The 15524-nt window shown below is 73.2% G+C and carries 14 protein-coding genes; 4 read left to right on the forward strand and 10 right to left on the reverse strand.

All coding sequences use genetic code 11. The features are described 5' to 3' along the window. The 5 genes from carB to pyrR all read right to left on the reverse strand — a co-directional run. Positions 1-3363, reverse strand: a 3363-nt coding sequence (gene carB, locus ABWI04_RS37050; RefSeq protein ID WP_353835304.1) for a carbamoyl-phosphate synthase large subunit, incomplete at its 3' end; no start/stop codon positions are given. Next, the gene (carA, locus tag ABWI04_RS37055; protein WP_345184753.1) at positions 3363-4481 is read right to left on the reverse strand and encodes a glutamine-hydrolyzing carbamoyl-phosphate synthase small subunit; all 1119 of its coding nucleotides are present in this window, start codon (positions 4479-4481) and stop codon (positions 3363-3365) included. The genes carB and carA, both read right to left, overlap by 1 nt. Beyond that, entirely contained in the window at positions 4478-5764 is a 1287-nt protein-coding gene (locus ABWI04_RS37060; protein WP_345184756.1) for a dihydroorotase, read from the reverse strand. The genes carA and ABWI04_RS37060 overlap by 4 nt, the downstream gene beginning before the upstream one ends. Then, positions 5761-6702: an aspartate carbamoyltransferase catalytic subunit gene (locus ABWI04_RS37065; RefSeq protein WP_345184758.1), complete on the reverse strand. Its 942-nt coding sequence runs from the start codon at positions 6700-6702 to the stop codon at positions 5761-5763. Before ABWI04_RS37065 ends, ABWI04_RS37060 begins: the two co-directional genes overlap by 4 nt. Further along, positions 6699-7259, reverse strand: coding sequence for a bifunctional pyr operon transcriptional regulator/uracil phosphoribosyltransferase PyrR (pyrR, locus tag ABWI04_RS37070; protein ID WP_345184760.1), 561 nt, complete (start codon positions 7257-7259; stop codon positions 6699-6701). The genes ABWI04_RS37065 and pyrR overlap by 4 nt, the downstream gene beginning before the upstream one ends. A 436-nt stretch (positions 7260-7695) precedes the next feature. Between pyrR and bldD the strand changes: the two genes are divergently transcribed. Continuing rightward, a complete protein-coding gene (bldD, locus tag ABWI04_RS37075) occupies positions 7696-8190 on the forward strand; it encodes a transcriptional regulator BldD (RefSeq protein ID WP_021597992.1) in 495 nt (164 codons plus the stop codon). Between the two features lie 69 nt (positions 8191-8259). Here the strand turns inward: bldD and ABWI04_RS37080 are convergent, their stop codons facing one another. From ABWI04_RS37080 to ABWI04_RS37100, 5 genes are all read right to left on the reverse strand, one after another. After that, entirely contained in the window at positions 8260-9684 is a 1425-nt protein-coding gene (locus ABWI04_RS37080; protein ID WP_353835305.1) for an MFS transporter, read from the reverse strand. Between the two features lie 133 nt (positions 9685-9817). Then, entirely contained in the window at positions 9818-11068 is a 1251-nt protein-coding gene (locus ABWI04_RS37085) for a cytochrome P450 (protein WP_353835306.1), read from the reverse strand. 119 nt (positions 11069-11187) lie between these two features. Beyond that, entirely contained in the window at positions 11188-12375 is a 1188-nt protein-coding gene (locus ABWI04_RS37090) for a CoA transferase (RefSeq protein ID WP_353835307.1), read from the reverse strand. Positions 12376-12572: 197 nt separating this feature from the next. Further along, positions 12573-13076 (reverse strand): SAV_6107 family HEPN domain-containing protein, encoded by a 504-nt coding sequence (locus ABWI04_RS37095; protein ID WP_089312401.1) that lies wholly within the window; start codon positions 13074-13076, stop codon positions 12573-12575. Between the two features lie 260 nt (positions 13077-13336). Then, complete coding sequence (locus tag ABWI04_RS37100; protein WP_345184771.1) at positions 13337-14128, reverse strand: L,D-transpeptidase family protein; 792 nt, start codon at positions 14126-14128, stop codon at positions 13337-13339. Positions 14129-14151: 23 nt separating this feature from the next. On the opposite strand from ABWI04_RS37100, the gene ABWI04_RS37105 reads away from it, so the two are divergent. From ABWI04_RS37105 to ABWI04_RS37115, 3 genes are read left to right on the forward strand one after another with little or no spacing between them, the layout of a single operon-like run. After that, on the forward strand, positions 14152-14616 hold the full coding sequence (locus ABWI04_RS37105) for a YbaK/EbsC family protein (RefSeq protein WP_345184773.1): 465 nt from the start codon (positions 14152-14154) through the stop codon (positions 14614-14616). Between the two features lie 31 nt (positions 14617-14647). Further along, positions 14648-14998, forward strand: coding sequence for an ArsC/Spx/MgsR family protein (locus ABWI04_RS37110; protein WP_353835308.1), 351 nt, complete (start codon positions 14648-14650; stop codon positions 14996-14998). Between the two features lie 58 nt (positions 14999-15056). Then, entirely contained in the window at positions 15057-15467 is a 411-nt protein-coding gene (locus ABWI04_RS37115) for a hypothetical protein (RefSeq protein ID WP_353835309.1), read from the forward strand. Positions 15468-15524: the final 57 nt, after the last annotated feature.

Below are 15524 nucleotides of genomic sequence, written 5' to 3' on the forward strand. Positions count from 1 at the left end.
CAGGGCCGCGCCGTCCGCGCCGTCCGGGCCGGAGGCGCCGGCGCGGCCGTGCGCGCCGCTGAGCCGCTCGGCGTGCTCCTGGAGGGAGCGGACGCCGACCTGGCCGCCGGCGACGGCCTCGATGCCCTGCACGGCCGCCGCGAGGCCCTGGACGGTCGTCACGCACGGTACGCCCCGCAGCACGGCCGCGGTACGGATCTCGTAGCCGTCGAGCCGCGGCCCGGACTGGCCGGGGCTGCCGAAGGGAGTGTTGACGATGAGGTCGACCTCGCCGTCCAGGACGCGCCGCACGATCGTGGGCTCGCCGGACGGGCCCGGACCCTCGCTGTGCTTGCGCACGATCTTGGCACGCACGCCGTTGCGGCGCAGGACCTCCGCGGTCCCTTCCGTGGCAAGAATCTCAAAGCCCAGGTCAGCCAGGCGCTTCACGGGGAACACCATGTGCCGTTTGTCGCGGTTCGCGACGGACACGAACGCCCGCCCCTTGGTCGGCAGCGACCCGTACGCGGCCTGCTGCGACTTGGCGAACGCGGTGCCGAACACCTCGTCGATGCCCATGACCTCGCCGGTGGAGCGCATCTCGGGGCCGAGGACGATGTCGACGCCCTGCCCGTGCTCGTTGCGGAACCGGTCGAAGGGCAGGACGGCCTCCTTCACCGCGATCGGCGCGTCCAGCGGCAGGGTCCCGCCGTCGCCGGCCTCGGGCAGCATGCCCTCGGCGCGCAGCTCGGCGATGGTCGTGCCCATCATCACGCGGGCCGCCGCCTTGGCGAGCGGCACGGCGGTCGCCTTGGAGACGAACGGCACCGTGCGGGAGGCCCGCGGGTTCGCCTCCAGCACGTACAGGACGCCCGCGGACAGCGCGTACTGGACGTTCATCAGCCCGCGCACGCCGACGCCGCGCGCGAGCGCCTCCGTCGACTCGCGGATGCGGCGGATGTCGTCGTGCCCCAGCGTGATGGGCGGCAGGGCGCACGCCGAGTCGCCGGAGTGGATGCCGGCCTCCTCGATGTGCTCCATCACGCCGCCGAGGTACAGCTCCTCGCCGTCGAACAGCGCGTCCACGTCGATCTCGATGGCCTCGTCCAGGAAGCGGTCGACCAGGACGGGGTGCTCGGGGCTGGCCTCGGTGGCGCGGGCCATGTACGACTCCAGCGTGGAGTCGTCGTACACGATCTCCATGCCGCGCCCGCCGAGCACGTAGGACGGGCGGACGAGGACGGGGTAGCCGATCTCGGCGGCGATCTCCCGCGCCTCCTGGTAGGACGTGGCCGTGCCGTGCTTGGGGGCGAGCAGCCCCGCCCGGTGCAGGACGCGTCCGAACGCCCCGCGCTCCTCGGCGAGGTGGATGCTCTCCGGCGAGGTGCCCACGATCGGCACGCCGGCGTCCTTCAGCTTCTGGGCGAGGCCGAGGGGCGTCTGGCCGCCGAGCTGGACGATGACGCCCGCGACCTCGCCGGACCGCTGCTCCGCGTAGACGACCTCCAGCACGTCCTCCAGCGTGAGGGGCTCGAAGTAGAGCCGGTCGGAGGTGTCGTAGTCGGTGGAGACCGTCTCGGGGTTGCAGTTGACCATCACGGTCTCGTAGCCCGCCTCGGCCAGCGTGAACGACGCGTGGACGCAGGAGTAGTCGAACTCGACGCCCTGGCCGATGCGGTTGGGGCCGCTGCCCAGGATGATGACCTTCGGCTTGGCGCCCGGCGGTACCTCGGTCTCCTCGTCGTAGGCGGAGTAGAGGTAGGGGGTCTGCGCCTCGAACTCGGCGGCGCAGGTGTCCACGGTCAGGTAGACGGGGCGGATGCCGAGGGCGTGGCGCAGCTCGCGCACGACCTCTTCGGAGAGGTTGCGCAGCTCGCCGATCTGCGCGTCGGAGAACCCGTGCCGCTTGGCGCGCAGCAGCTTGTCCTTGGTGAGCGCGTCGTCGGCGGTGCGGATCTCCTCCGCGACCTCGTTGATGGCGGCGATCTGGTCCAGGAACCAGGGGTCGATGCCGGTCGCCTCGTAGAGCTCCTCGACGGTGGCTCCGGCCCAGAGCGCGCGCTGGACGTCCCTGAGCCGCCCGTCGTGGGGGCGGCGGGCCGACTCGACGAGCGCGGCGGCGTCGGCGTCGGCCGCCCAGCTGAACGAGGTGCCCTTCTGCTCCAGGGACCGCAGGGCCTTCTGCAGGGCCTCGGTGAAGCACCGCCCGATGGCCATGGCCTCGCCCACGGACTTCATGTGCGTGGTGAGCGTGCCGTCGGCCCCGGGGAACTTCTCGAACGCGAACCGGGGCACCTTCACCACGACGTAGTCGAGCGTCGGCTCGAACGAGGCGGGCGTCTCGCGGGTGATGTCGTTCGGGATCTCGTCCAGCGTGTACCCGATGGCCAGCTTCGCCGCGATCTTGGCGATGGGGAAGCCGGTGGCCTTGGAGGCCAGGGCCGAGGACCGCGACACCCGCGGGTTCATCTCGATGACGATCATCCGGCCGGTGCCGGGGTGCACGGCGAACTGGATGTTGCAGCCGCCGGTGTCGACGCCGACCTCGCGGATCACCGCGATCGCGACGTCCCGCATGTTCTGGTACTCGCGGTCGGTCAGCGTCAGCGCGGGGGCGACGGTGATCGAGTCGCCGGTGTGCACGCCCATCGGGTCGAGGTTCTCGATCGAGCACACGATCACCACGTTGTCGCGGCGGTCGCGCATGACCTCCAGCTCGTACTCCTTCCAGCCGAGGATCGACTCCTCCAGGAGCACCTCGCCGGTCGGGGACGCGTCCAGCCCGGCCCCGGCGATGCGGCGCAGGTCGTCCTCGTCGTGGGCGAAGCCGGAGCCGCGCCCGCCCATCGTGAACGACGGCCGGACGACGAGGGGGTAGCCGAGCTCGCCCGCCGCCGCCAGGCAGTCCGCCATCGAGTGGCAGATGACCGACCGGGCGGACTCGGCGTTCAGGCCCTGCTCGCGGGCGACCTTGGCGACGACCTCCTTGAACCGCTCGCGGTTCTCCCCGGCCTGGATCGCGTCCACGTCGGCGCCGATCAGCTCGACCTCGTACTTGGCCAGGACGCCGCTCTCGTAGAGCGCGATGGCGGTGTTCAGGGCCGTCTGGCCGCCGAGGGTCGGCAGCAGCGCGTCCGGCCGCTCCTTGGCGATGATCTTCTCGACGACCTCCGGGGTGATCGGCTCGACGTAGGTCGCGTCGGCGAACTCGGGGTCGGTCATGATCGTGGCCGGGTTGCTGTTCACCAGCGTGACCCGCAGGCCCTCGGCCTTGAGCACCCGGCACGCCTGGGTGCCGGAGTAGTCGAACTCGCACGCCTGCCCGATGACGATCGGCCCGGAGCCGATGACGAGGACGGAGTTCAGATCTTCGCGGCGCGGCATTACTTCGACGCCTCCATCAGTTCGCAGAAACGGTCGAAGAGGCCGGAGGCGTCGTGCGGGCCGGCCGCGGCCTCCGGGTGGTACTGGACGCTGAACGCCGGGCGCTCCAGCAGCCTCAGCCCCTCGACGCACCCGTCGTTCAGGTTGACGTGGCTGACCTCGCCGGGCCCGTAGGGGGTGGCGAACGGCCCGTCGGCGGGCGCGTCCACGGCGAACCCGTGGTTGTGCGCCGACACGTCGACCTTGCCGGTCGTCCGGTCCTGGACGGGCTGGTTGATGCCCCGGTGCCCGAACCTCAGCTTGTAGGTGCCGAGGCCGAGCGCGCGGCCGAAGATCTGGTTGCCGAAGCAGATCCCGAAGAACGGCGTCCCGGTGTCGAGGACGCCCCGCAGCGCGTCCACGGCGTAGTCCGCGGCGGCCGGGTCCCCGGGGCCGTTGGAGAAGAACACGCCGTCGGGGGCGAGGGCGAGGATGTCGCCGGCCGTGCTGGTCGCCGGCAGGACGTGCACCTCGCAGCCCCGCTCGGACATCCGGTACGGCGTCATCGACTTGATGCCGAGGTCGACGGCCGCGACCGTGTAGCGCTTCTCGCCCCGCGCCGGGATGACGTAGGGCTCCCGGGTGGAGACGTCCCGGGCCAGGTCGGCGCCCTCCATCGAGGGGCTCTGCCGGACGCGCTCGACGAGGGCGTCCTCTCCGGCGAGAGCGGCGTCCGCGCCGCTGAAGATGCCGGCGCGCATCGCGCCCCGGTCGCGCAGGTGCCGCGTCAGCGCCCGCGTGCCGGGGATGGCGATGCCCACCACCCCCTGCTCGCGCAGCGCCGAGCCGAGCGAGCCCGTGGCGCGCCAGTTGGACGCCACGCGGGCGGGCTCGCGCACCACGTAGCCGGCCACCTGGATGCGGCGCGACTCGGGGTCTTCGGCGTTGACGCCGGTGTTGCCGATGTGGGGGGACGTCATCGCCACGATCTGGCGCGCGTACGAGGGGTCGGTCAGGGTCTCCTGGTAGCCGGTCATGCCGGTGTTGAAGACCATCTCGCCGAAGGTCTCGCCCTCGGCCCCGTACGCGGCCCCGCGGAACACCCTGCCGTCTTCCAGAACGAGCAGAGCAGGGTTCATTGGAGCTTCCCTTCGAGGACGGTCGGCTTGCCGCGCAGGAACGTCGCGACGACCCGTCCGGGCAGCTCCAGCCCCGCGAACGGGGTGTTGCGGCTCTTGGAGGTCATCGCCGACGGGTCGACGGCGCGGCGCGGCGCCGGGTCGTACAGCGTGATGTTGGCGGGGGAGCCGGCCTCCAGCGGACGTCCCTGTCCGGAGAGGCGGCCGATGCGGGCGGGGCGGACCGACATGCGGTCGGCGACCCCGGCCCAGTCGAGCAGACCGGTCTCGATCATGGCCTCCTGGACGACCGGCAGCGCCGTCTCCAGGCCGATCATGCCCATGGCGGCCACGGCCCACTCGGTCTCCTTGGCCTCGACCGGGTGGGGGGCGTGGTCGGTGGCGACGCAGTCGATCGTCCCGTCGGCGAGGGCGTGCCGCAGCGCGGTGACGTCGTCGGCGGTGCGCAGCGGCGGGTTGACCTTGAAGATCGGGTCGTAGGACCCGGCCTTGGCGTCGTTCAGCAGCAGGTGGTGGGGGGTGACCTCGGCGGTCACCGGGCAGCCCTTGCTCTTGGCCCAGCGGATGATCTCCACCGAGCCGGCCGTGGAGACGTGGCACACGTGCAGCCGCGACCCGACGTGCTGGGCCAGCAGCACGTCCCGGGCGATGATCGCCTCCTCGGCGACGGCGGGCCAGCCGCGCAGGCCGAGCGCCGCGGACATCTCGCCCTCGTTCATCTGGGCGCCCTCGGTGAGGCGCGGCTCCTGGGCGTGCTGGGCGACGACGCCGTCGAACGCCTTCACGTACTCCAGGGCCCGGCGCATGATGACCGCGTCCGACACGCAGTGCCCGTCGTCGGAGAAGACCCGCACCCCGGCGGCGGAGTCGGCCATCGCGCCCAGCTCGGCGAGCTGCTCGCCGGCGATGCCGCGGGTGACCGCCCCGACCGGCTGGACGTCGCAGTACCCGGCCTCGCGCCCGAGGCGCCACACCTGCTCGACCACGCCGGCCGTGTCGGCGACGGGGTCGGTGTTGGCCATCGCGTGGACGGCGGTGAACCCGCCCATCGCGGCGGCCCGCGTGCCGGACTCGACGGTCTCGGCGTCCTCGCGGCCCGGCTCGCGCAGGTGGGTGTGCAGGTCGACGAGACCGGGCAGGGCCACGAGCCCGGCGGCGTCGACGACCTCGGCGCCGGCCTCGTCCAGGCCGGTCCCGACCGCGGCGATCGCGCCGTTACGGACGAGGATGTCGGCGGTCCGGCCGCCGAGGATCCGGGCGCCCTTGATGATGTGGGTGCTCACTGGGGGACCTCCTGGCCGATGGCGGGCTCGGAGCCTCCGAGCAGCAGGTAGAGGACGGCCATGCGCGCGCTGACGCCGTTGGCGACCTGCTCGACGATCGTGGAGCGGACCGAGTCGGCGACCTCGGCGGCGATCTCGACGCCGCGGTTCATCGGCCCGGGGTGCATGACGATGGCGTGGTCGGGCAGCTCGGCCATGCGCTCGGCGTCCAGCCCGTAGCGGCGGCTGTACTCGCGCACCGTCGGGAAGTAGGCGGCGTTCATGCGCTCCTGCTGGACGCGCAGCATCATGATCACGTCGCTCTTCGGGATGACCGCGTCCAGGTCGTAGGACACCGAGCAGGGCCAGGTGTCGATCGCGACCGGCAGCAGGGTCGGCGGCGCGACCACGGTGACGTCGGCGCCGAGCGTGTCCAGCAGCAGGACGTTGGATCGTGCCACGCGGCTGTGCAGCACGTCGCCGACGATCGTGACCTTGCGGCCCTCCAGATCGCCCAGGCGCTTGCGCATCGTGAACGCGTCCAGCAGCGCCTGCGTGGGGTGCTCGTGGGTGCCGTCGCCGGCGTTGACCACGCTCCCCCGCACCCAGCCGGCCAGCCGGTGCGGCGCGCCCGAGGCGTTGTGCCGGATGACGACGCCGTCCGCGCCCATCGCCTCCAGGGTGAGCGCCGTGTCCTTCAGGCTCTCGCCCTTGGAGACGCTGGAGCCCTTGGCGGAGAAGTTGATCACATCGGCGGACAGCCGCTTGGCCGCGGCCTCGAACGAGATGCGGGTGCGGGTGGAGTCCTCGAAGAACAGGTTGACGACCGTCCGGCCGCGCAGCGTCGGCAGCTTCTTGATGGAGCGGCCCGCGATCTGCGCGAGTTCCTCGGCCGTGTCGAGGACGAGCAGCGCGTCGTCGCGGGTGAGGTCGGCGGCGGAGATCAGGTGGCGGTTCATTCGGTACCCCCCGTCGGGCCGAGCAGCACCGCGTCGCGCCCGTCGTTCTCGTCCAGCAGGACCTTCACGGTCTCGCGCATCGAGGTGGGCAGGTTCTTGCCCACGTAGTCGGCGCGGATCGGCAGCTGCCGGTGCCCGCGGTCCACCAGCACCGCCAGCTGGACGGCGCGGGGCCGGCCGAGGTCGTTCAGCGAGTCCAGCGCGGCGCGCACCGTGCGCCCGGAGAACAGCACGTCGTCGACGAGCACGACGACCCTGTCGTCGATCCCCTCGGGGGGCAGCTCCGTGCGGCCGAGGGCGCGGGCGGGCCGCATCCGCAGGTCGTCCCGGTACATGGTCACGTCGAGCGAGCCCCAGGGCACCGGGCGGCCCTCGACCTCGCGCAGGGCGCCGGCGAGCCGCTCGGCCAGCGTCACGCCCCGGGTCTGGATGCCGAGCAGCAGGACGTCGTGGCCGCCCTTGGTCCGCTCGAGGATCTCGTGTGCGATGCGGGTCAGCGCGCGCCTGATGTCGGGACCCTCCAGAACGGCCTTGGGCCGGGGGTCACCGTCCGCCACGCGCTGCTCCTGCCTGGAGGCAGCATTCACCGCCGAAACCTCCTTCCCCGCCTCACGGGACGGGCCTTAAAGGACGTCGTGTCCCCCACACGTTAGCAGCCGGCCCCGCCTGCGCCGCACCCCGGCCCGGTCCCCGTCTTCGCAGGTGAGAGGGGTCACATTACGGGGCGTCCCGGGGGCCGGGGCGCCCGCCCGCGCGGGCCGCCGCACCCCCGCCCGCACGGGCCGGCCGCGATCCGGACGGCCCGGATCGAGTCCTGCGGATTCGACCGCTTTTTTCCAATCAGCTTGACCTGGGGCCGTACCCGTTTTACCGTCACTGTCCGTAACCATCCCTGGAGACAGAGTCCTGAGGCCCCCTGGCTTCGCGAATCTGTCTCCCCCCGGTGACAGCCGGGGTTCGACGACGACGAAAGTGAGCCTGGGGGGCCGCATCATGCCGTCTGAATATGCAAAGGCTCTCGGCGCGCGCCTGCGCGCCATCCGCACCCAGCAGGGCCTGTCCCTGCACGGTGTGGAAGAGAAGTCACGCGGCCGCTGGAAGGCCGTCGTCGTGGGTTCGTACGAGCGGGGCGACCGCGCCGTCACCGTTCAGAAGCTGGCCGAGCTCGCCGATTTCTATGGCGTGCCGGTTTCCGAGTTGCTGCCCGGCGGAGCCGCGCCGAGCCCGCTCGGGCCTACACCCAAGCTCGTGATCGATCTAGAGCGGTTGCAGCAGCTTCCGAAAGACAAGGCCGGTCCTCTCGCCCGCTACGCCGCGACGATCCAGAGCCAGCGGGGCGACTACAACGGAAAGGTCCTGTCCATCCGTCAGGAGGACCTGCGATCACTCGCGGTCATCTATGACAAGTCCCCGACCGAGCTCACCGAGGAGCTGATCGGCTGGGGCGTCCTCGACCCGGAGGCGCGCCGCGCCGTCGAGTCGTTCTGAGTCACCGCACGACCTGTTTCACCGCACGACCTGTTTCACCGCACGACCTGTTTCACCGCACGACCTGTTTCACCGCACGACCGTGACGGGGTCCGGCACCGCGCCGGGCCCCGTTCCGCGTGCGCGCCGCCGCCCCGGGCGCGGGACGAGCAGGGCCAGCGGGAGGACGGCCGCCATGACGGCGGCGCTCACCGCGAACCCGGCGGAGAACCCGCCCTCGCCGGGAACGGCCACGACGATGACCGCGCTGACCTGCGTACCGAGGGACGCTCCGACCGTCCGCAGCAGCGTGTTGATGCCGGTGGCCACGCCGGTCTCCCCCGGCGGGACGGCCGCGACCACCAGGGTCGCCACGGCGGCGTAGGCGAAGCCGAGGCCGATGCCCCGCGCCAGGCCGCCCACGTAGAGCTGCCACATGGCGCCGTGCTCGACCGCCACGAACGCGTAGCCGAGGCCGGTCGTCGCCGCGCCGCCGAGCAGCACCGCGCGGGAGCCGACGCGCCGGTCGAGCAGGCCCGCCGTCATGCCCGCGACGGTCATGCCGACGCTGGCGGGGAGCTGGAGCAGCGCCGCCTGCGTGGCCGTCCCGCCGAAGCCGTACCCGGTGCCCTCCGGGAGCTGGACGAGCAGGGGGAACAGCAGCCCGCCCGCCATCAGGGCGTAGCCGGACAGGAGCGAGGCGGCGTTCGCCGTCCACACCCCGCGCACCCGCATGAGGCGCAGGTCGATCAGGGGCTCGCGGACGCGGCCCTCCACCCACAGCCAGGCGCCGGCCGCCGCCAGCGCGAGCGCGATGAGCCCGAGGACGCCGGGGGACGTCCAGCCCCAGTCCATCCCCTCGGTGAGGGCGGTGAGCGCGGCCACCAGCCAGGCGGCGAAGAGGGCGGCGCCCCACCAGTCGACCCGCGCCGCCGGGCGCGGGCCCTCGCCGCGGTGTCCGGCCGGAACGATCCACCAGGCCAGGACGACGCCGGGCACCAGCCCGACGACCGGCAGCCACAGCAGCCAGCGCCAGCCGAGCAGGTCGATGATCGGCCCTGCCAGGCACCACGACACGGCGCCGCCGAGGCCGAGCATGGACGACATGAGCCCGACGGCCGGGGCCCGCCGGGCGGGCGGCAGGACGTCTCGGATGATCGTGTACGCCAGCGGGAAGACGCCGCCGCCGACGCCGGACAGGACGCGCCCGGCGAGCATGACCGGCACCGTCCCGGCCAGCGCCGCGACGAGCGTCCCGGCGGTGGCGACCGCGAGCACGGCGAGCAGCACGCGGCGCGCTCCGTACAGGTCGCCGAGCCGCCCGACCACCGGCGTGGCCACGGCCGCGGACAGCGTCATCGCCGTGAGCGCCCACGCCGCGCCCGCCGGGGTCGTGTGCAGCCCGTGCTGGATCTGCGGCAGCGCGGGCGTCACCACGGCCATCGAGAGCGAGTAGGCCATCACGCCGAGGAAGGCCAGCAGGGGGACCAGTCCGCGCCCGCCCCGCCCCGTCACCGCGCCCTCCCGAAGTTCGCCCCCCTAACAATCTCATAGTGGGACGAACCACCCCGCTCCCGCCTTGCCGTCGGCTACCGGCGCCGCCGCCGCTGAGGATCTCTCCACCGCCGTGCCGGACGCGGGAAGGCCGTCAGTCCGCGGGCGAGGACCAGGCGACCGGGAGGGCGGAGGGCCCGTTGATGACGTGGCCCGGCTTGCGGGTGATCTCGTCCGACGGCACCGCCAGCCGCAGGGACGGCAGCTCGCGGGTGAGCAGCGCGACGGCCGTCTCCACCTCCATGTGCCCGAGGTGGCGCCCGATGCAGTGGTGCGGGCCGTAGCCGAAGGACAGGTGCCGGTTCGGGGTGCGGCCGAAGTCCATGCGGTGCGGGTCGGTGAAGACGCGCGGGTCGCAGTTCGCGGCGTCGTGGGACGGGATGACCAGGTCTCCGGGCGCGAGCCGCTCGCCGCTCGGCAGCGTCACCTCGCGGGTGACCCGGCGCGGCAGGTCGTCCGCCGCGGTCGTGGAGAACAGGCGCTCCAGCTCGGTGACCGCGCCGGGGACGGCCTCGGGATGCGCGCTGAGGTAGCCGTAGGCGGTCTCGTGGTCCTCGTAGGGGTGGGTGAGCAGGACGTGGATCTGCGTGCCGATGCTGCTCGCCACGGTCTCCCAGCCGCCGAGCACCAGCGTCATCGGCAGCTTGACCCGGCGGTCGAACGGCAGGCCCGCGGCGCCCTCGGCGACCTGGGACAGCAGATCCTCGGACGGGTCGCGCCGCCGCTCCTCCACGAGGCCGCTGAGGTAGCCGACCATCGCCGTCTGAGCCTCGGCCGCGTCGACGCGGGTCTGGGCGCTGGTGCCGAGGAACGCGTCGCCCCAGGCGTGGAAGCGCAGCCGGTCCTCCTTGGGCAGCCCCATCATGTCGCAGATCAGGTCGAGCGAGAACGGCAGCGCGAAGGCCGTGACGAGGTCGGCGGGCTCCTCGCCCGCGAGCATCGCCGTCAGCTGCGCGGCCGCCCGCCCCTGCGCCTTGCGCCGCAGCCGCTCGGTGGCCTGCGGCGAGAACCAGTCCTTGACGGCGCCGCGGACGGCCGCGTGGTTCTCCATGTCCAGGCCCAGCATCGTCCCTTCGAGGTCGACGGCGTCGGCGTCGAGAGCCGCCTCCCGGGAGAACGCCTCCTGGTCGCGCAGCACCTGCTCGACGTCGTGGTAGCGGGTGACGAGCTTGGCCGTGGTGCCGTCGTGGCGCCGCACCTCGGCGACGCCGGTGCCGGTCTCGCGGATCTCGTGGTAGCGCGGGTTCTTGTGCAGCCCCGGCCGGTTGACGCCGTCGGCGTCGCTGTCGAGCGGATGCGGGATGCGGGCGGGTGCGGACTGCTCCGGGGCGGCGTCGAGGGCCATCCGGCGGATCCCTTCGTCGTACGGACGCGGCGGGGCTCGAAGGCCGGACCGTCAACGGCAGGCCAGCCGAGACCCACGGTTCGGAATGCCTGCCAGAAGGATTTCCACGTTCGCCCGCGTCACAAACCCATGATCGTCCCGTTGCCGCGCAGGGCCTCGACGCGCTCGGGGGGCAGGCCCAGGACGTCCCGGAGCACCTCGTCCGTGTGCTCGCCGAGGGTGGGCGCGGGAACCGGCGGCGGCGAGGACCCGCCGAACCGCACGGGCGAGCCCGGGGCCAGGTGGAGGCCCACGCCCGGCTGGTCGAGCGGCGCCATGAGCGGCTCGTCGCGCAGTCCGGCGGCCACCTCCGCGAAGTCGCGGTAGCGGGACCACAGGACGGACGTGCGCTCCAGTCCGTCCGCGACCTGCTCGCAGGTGCGGGAGGCGAACCACGACGCGAGCACGCCTCCCAGCGCCTCGCGGTGGCCGTAGCGGTCGCCGGCGCGGCGGAAGTCGGCGCCCAGAGCACGTTCGAGGGCTCCGACCACCTCGCCGAGGCCGGTCGCCTCGACTAGGTCGCGCCAGTGCCGGGCCGTGAGGACCGCCACCATGACCCGTCCGTCGGCCGTGGCGAAGTCGCGCCCGAAGTCGCCGAAGAGGTGGTTGCCGAGCCGCGCCCGGGGCTCGCCGAGCTGGGCCTCCGCGAGGTACCCGAGGTTCCCCGCGGTGGCCAGGGCGACGTCCCGCAACGCGACCCGGATCTGCCGGCCCTCGCCGGTGCGCAGCCGGTGCCGCTCCGCCGCCAGCAGCCCGACGGCCATGTAGAGGCCGCACGCCACGTCCCACGCGGGCAGCGCGTGGTTGACGGGGGCCTCCTGACCGGCCGGACCCGTGATCGACGGGAAGCCCGTGGCGGCGTTCACCGTGTAGTCGACGGCGTTGCCGCCCTCCCGGGTCCCCTGCAGCCGGACGTGGATCAGGTCGGGCCGCGCGGCCCTCAGCTCCTCGTAGGACAGCCCCGGCCGCGGCGGCGCGTTGGTCAGGACCGCCCCGCCGTGCGCGACGAGTCCGGCGACCAGCTCGCGGCCCTCGGGCGAGCGCAGGTCGACGGCGACCGACCGCTTGCCCTTGTTCAGCCCGGCCCAGTACAGGCTGCGGCCGGACGGCGCGAGCGGCCACCGGTCGATGTCGGGCCCGCCGCCGATCTGGTCGACGCGGATGACGTCCGCGCCGAGCTGCGCCAGGGTCATCCCGCCCAGCGGCGTCGCGACGAAGCTGGACAGCTCGATGACGCGCATCCCGTCCAGCGGCAGTAGGTCGGACATCCGGCCATGTCTACCAACCGCCCTCCGCCGTGCCGCGACCGGGGTGAGACCGCGCCGGAGGGGCCGGCTCGGGGGTTGCGGACCCTCCGGCGCGATCGGTCCGGCCGCCGGAGGGGGGACGCGGCCTCCCATGGCGGGGCGGCGCCCCCGGCCTCCGGCGGGGCCGGCCCGGGGAGGGGGACGGCCTCCGGGGTGGCTCAGCCGGCCTCGGGGACGGGCAGCGTGGGCTGCCCGTCGACGCCGAGGGTGTCCTCGACGAGGGTGACGAAGACCTCGGCGTCGTGCAGCAGCTCCTCCGCGTCGCGCGGGGTGACGGCGCGCGGCAGGCCCGCCTCGGCGGCGGCGCGCTTGTCGGCGCCGGCGGCGAAGAAGGCGGCCCACTCCCGCAGCGCGGGCTCGGCCTCGGGCAGCAGCACCCAGACGCTGCGCGGACGGCCGCGGCGATGGGTCTCCAGAGGCTCCTTGGACGCCAGGACCGCGGCGGCAGCGCGCAGCGCCGCCAGGTGGGCGCACACGTAGCGGACGGCCGGCGAGGTGGCCTCGGCCGCCTCGGCGAGGCCCATGCGGGCGGCGTGCAACTGCCCGACGGCCGTGTGCGCCGGGCGCGGCGCGGGCATCGGGCGGTGGCGTGGGCGAGGACTGGGGGACGGGACGGACTGGGCTGCGGAGTGGACTCCGCGTGCGGTCATCGTTCCGGACATCTCTGCCTCCTTCCGGGGCTCGGGCCGGCCGGGCGGAGAGCTTCCCCTCTCTCCGCCCGGCCGTCGGCCCCGCCGAAACACCGCGATCGGCGGGACGTCGCCCTGGCGCGGGCCGCGAGTCCCGCACCACATCGAACATAAGTTCGATGCGCTTCACAGTAAACCGCCCTGACGGCGATTCGTCAACGTGTTCGAACGCGTGTCGTATCCCGCAGGTCAGCGGGGTTGACAGCGGCCCGGACGCGGCGCTCGCGGGGAGGCTAGCGAGCCCGCCTGACGTGCACGGGGACGCCCGTGCCGACGAGGTCGGGGAAGTACTCGGCGATGTGCATCGGCATGCGGACGCAGCCGTGCGAGGCGGGGTGCAGGGGCACGTCCAGGGCGCCGTGGAAGGCGATGCCGCCGTTGAAGTAGATGGGGTTGTAGAGCTGCCCCAGGGGCGAGGTCTCCCAGCCGGAGGCACGGCGCCCGGTCCGGAAGTCGCCCGTGCCGGTCGTGGCGTAGCGGCAGCGCGCGACGGTGGCGCCCCGGTCCTTGGCGCAGTAGTACTCCCCCGACCCTGACGACACGTGCGTGATGAGCCGCGGCCTTCCGTCCTTGTAGAGGACGAGGTACTGGCGCTTCAGATCCACGTCGACGCGGTTCCTCTCGCGCTTCTTGGCAACCGGCCGAGGCTCCTTGGGGGCGTCCAGGGCCCTCCAGAACGAGGCGGAGAGCGTGCTCTTCTGCTTGAGGCGGTTCACCGCCTGGAACGCCCACACGGCCGTCTGCGTGGACGGCCCGTACCTCCCGTCGGCCTTCCCCGGGTCGTAGTGCAGTGCCTTGAGGCGCTGCTGGAGCGCCTTGACGTCGGGCCCCTTGGCACCCGGTTTCAGCTTGCGGTGCGTGGGACTCGGTTTGGGCGTCGCCGGCGCCTTCGACGGCGTCGCCTTCGTCTTCGTCCCCTCCGACGGGGCGGGAGCCGCCGCGTCGATGTCGTCGCAGCCCGTCAGGACGACGGCCGCGATCAGCAGAACCGCGCTCTTCCGCACGTCGATCGCTCTCCCTCGCATGCGCTGACCTTAAAGTTCTACCCATGCATCCGAATGCCGAAATCGTCGCGAAGGCTCTGCTCGACCTGGGCGCGACGGGAGCGATCGTCGAACTGCCCGACTCCGCGAGGACGGCGCAGGCCGCGGCGGAGCAGCTGGGCTGCGAGGTCGGCGCGATCGCCAACAGCCTGGTGTTCGACGCCGACGGGTCCCCGCTGCTGGTGATGACCAGCGGCGCGCACCGCGTCGACACGGTGAAGGTCGCGGCGCTGGTGGGCGCGGCGAAGGTGCGGCGGGCGTCGCCGGAGTTCGTCCGGGAGGCGACCGGCCAGCCGATCGGGGGCGTCGCGCCGGTCGGCCATCCGGAGCCGATCCGCACGCTGGTGGACGTCTGGCTGGACAGGCACGACGAGGTGTGGGCGGCGGGCGGGCACCCGCACACCGTCTTCCCGACGTCGTACGGCGAACTGCTGAGGATCACCGGCGGGACCCCCGCCGAGGTCGAGTGACGGCAGGCGAGGCAGGGGAAGGGGTGGAGTGATGGAACTGTGGCACAACCCGCGCTGCTCGAAGAGCCGCGCCGCCAAGACCGCGCTGGACGAGGCGGGCGTGGAGTACACCGAGCGCCGCTACCTGGACGAGCCGCCCACGGCGCGGGAGCTTGACGAGGTCCTCGCCCGCATCGGCGCCGAGCCGTGGGACGTGGCGCGGCTGAACGAGCCGGTCGCCAAGGAGCTCGGGCTCAAGAACCTCGAACGCGACCGGGCCCGCTGGATCGAGATCATGGTCGCGAACCCGGTGCTGATCCAGCGTCCGATCGTCGTGGCGGACGCGAGCGCCGTCGTGGCGCGCGATGCCGAATCGGTGCGCAAGGCCCTCGACAGCCAGTGACACTGGTGTGATTCTGGGGAGTCGGGAAACGGCGCAGGGGCCGAGCACCGGAGGGGTGATGGCGACGCAGATGCGGACGGGTCCGGCGGCGCGCGACCCGCAGTTCCGGGGAATCGACCCTCCCGCGCTCAACCAGGTCATCAGGCAGCTCCTGGACGCGCAGAACGCGATCCAGGGGTGGCTGAACGGCCATCGCCCGCCGCCCGGCGTCTCCGCGGCCGGGTACCGGCAGGCCGACGAGGTGGCGCGGTGGGCCGCCGAGCAGCTCGGGATGCTGACGCGCCGGTACAACTTCGCGGTCACCCATCCCTCCCCCGGCGGAGGCATCGACATGCCGCCGGCGCCCACCCCGGCCCCGGCGCCGCGGACGACCGGAGGCGGCCCGGCGGGGGCGCCGCGGCCGGTGAAGGCGCCGCCGCACCGGACCCCGCCCGCCTCGACACCGTCGTGGCCAACGCGGGCGTCATGATCCTCGGACCGATCACGGGCACCGACACCACCGACTGGCGCCGGATGATCGGGCTCA

The organism is Actinomadura sp. NPDC000929 (assembly GCF_040492065.1).
Classification (GTDB): Bacteria; Actinomycetota; Actinomycetes; order Streptosporangiales; family Streptosporangiaceae; genus Spirillospora; species Spirillospora verrucosospora.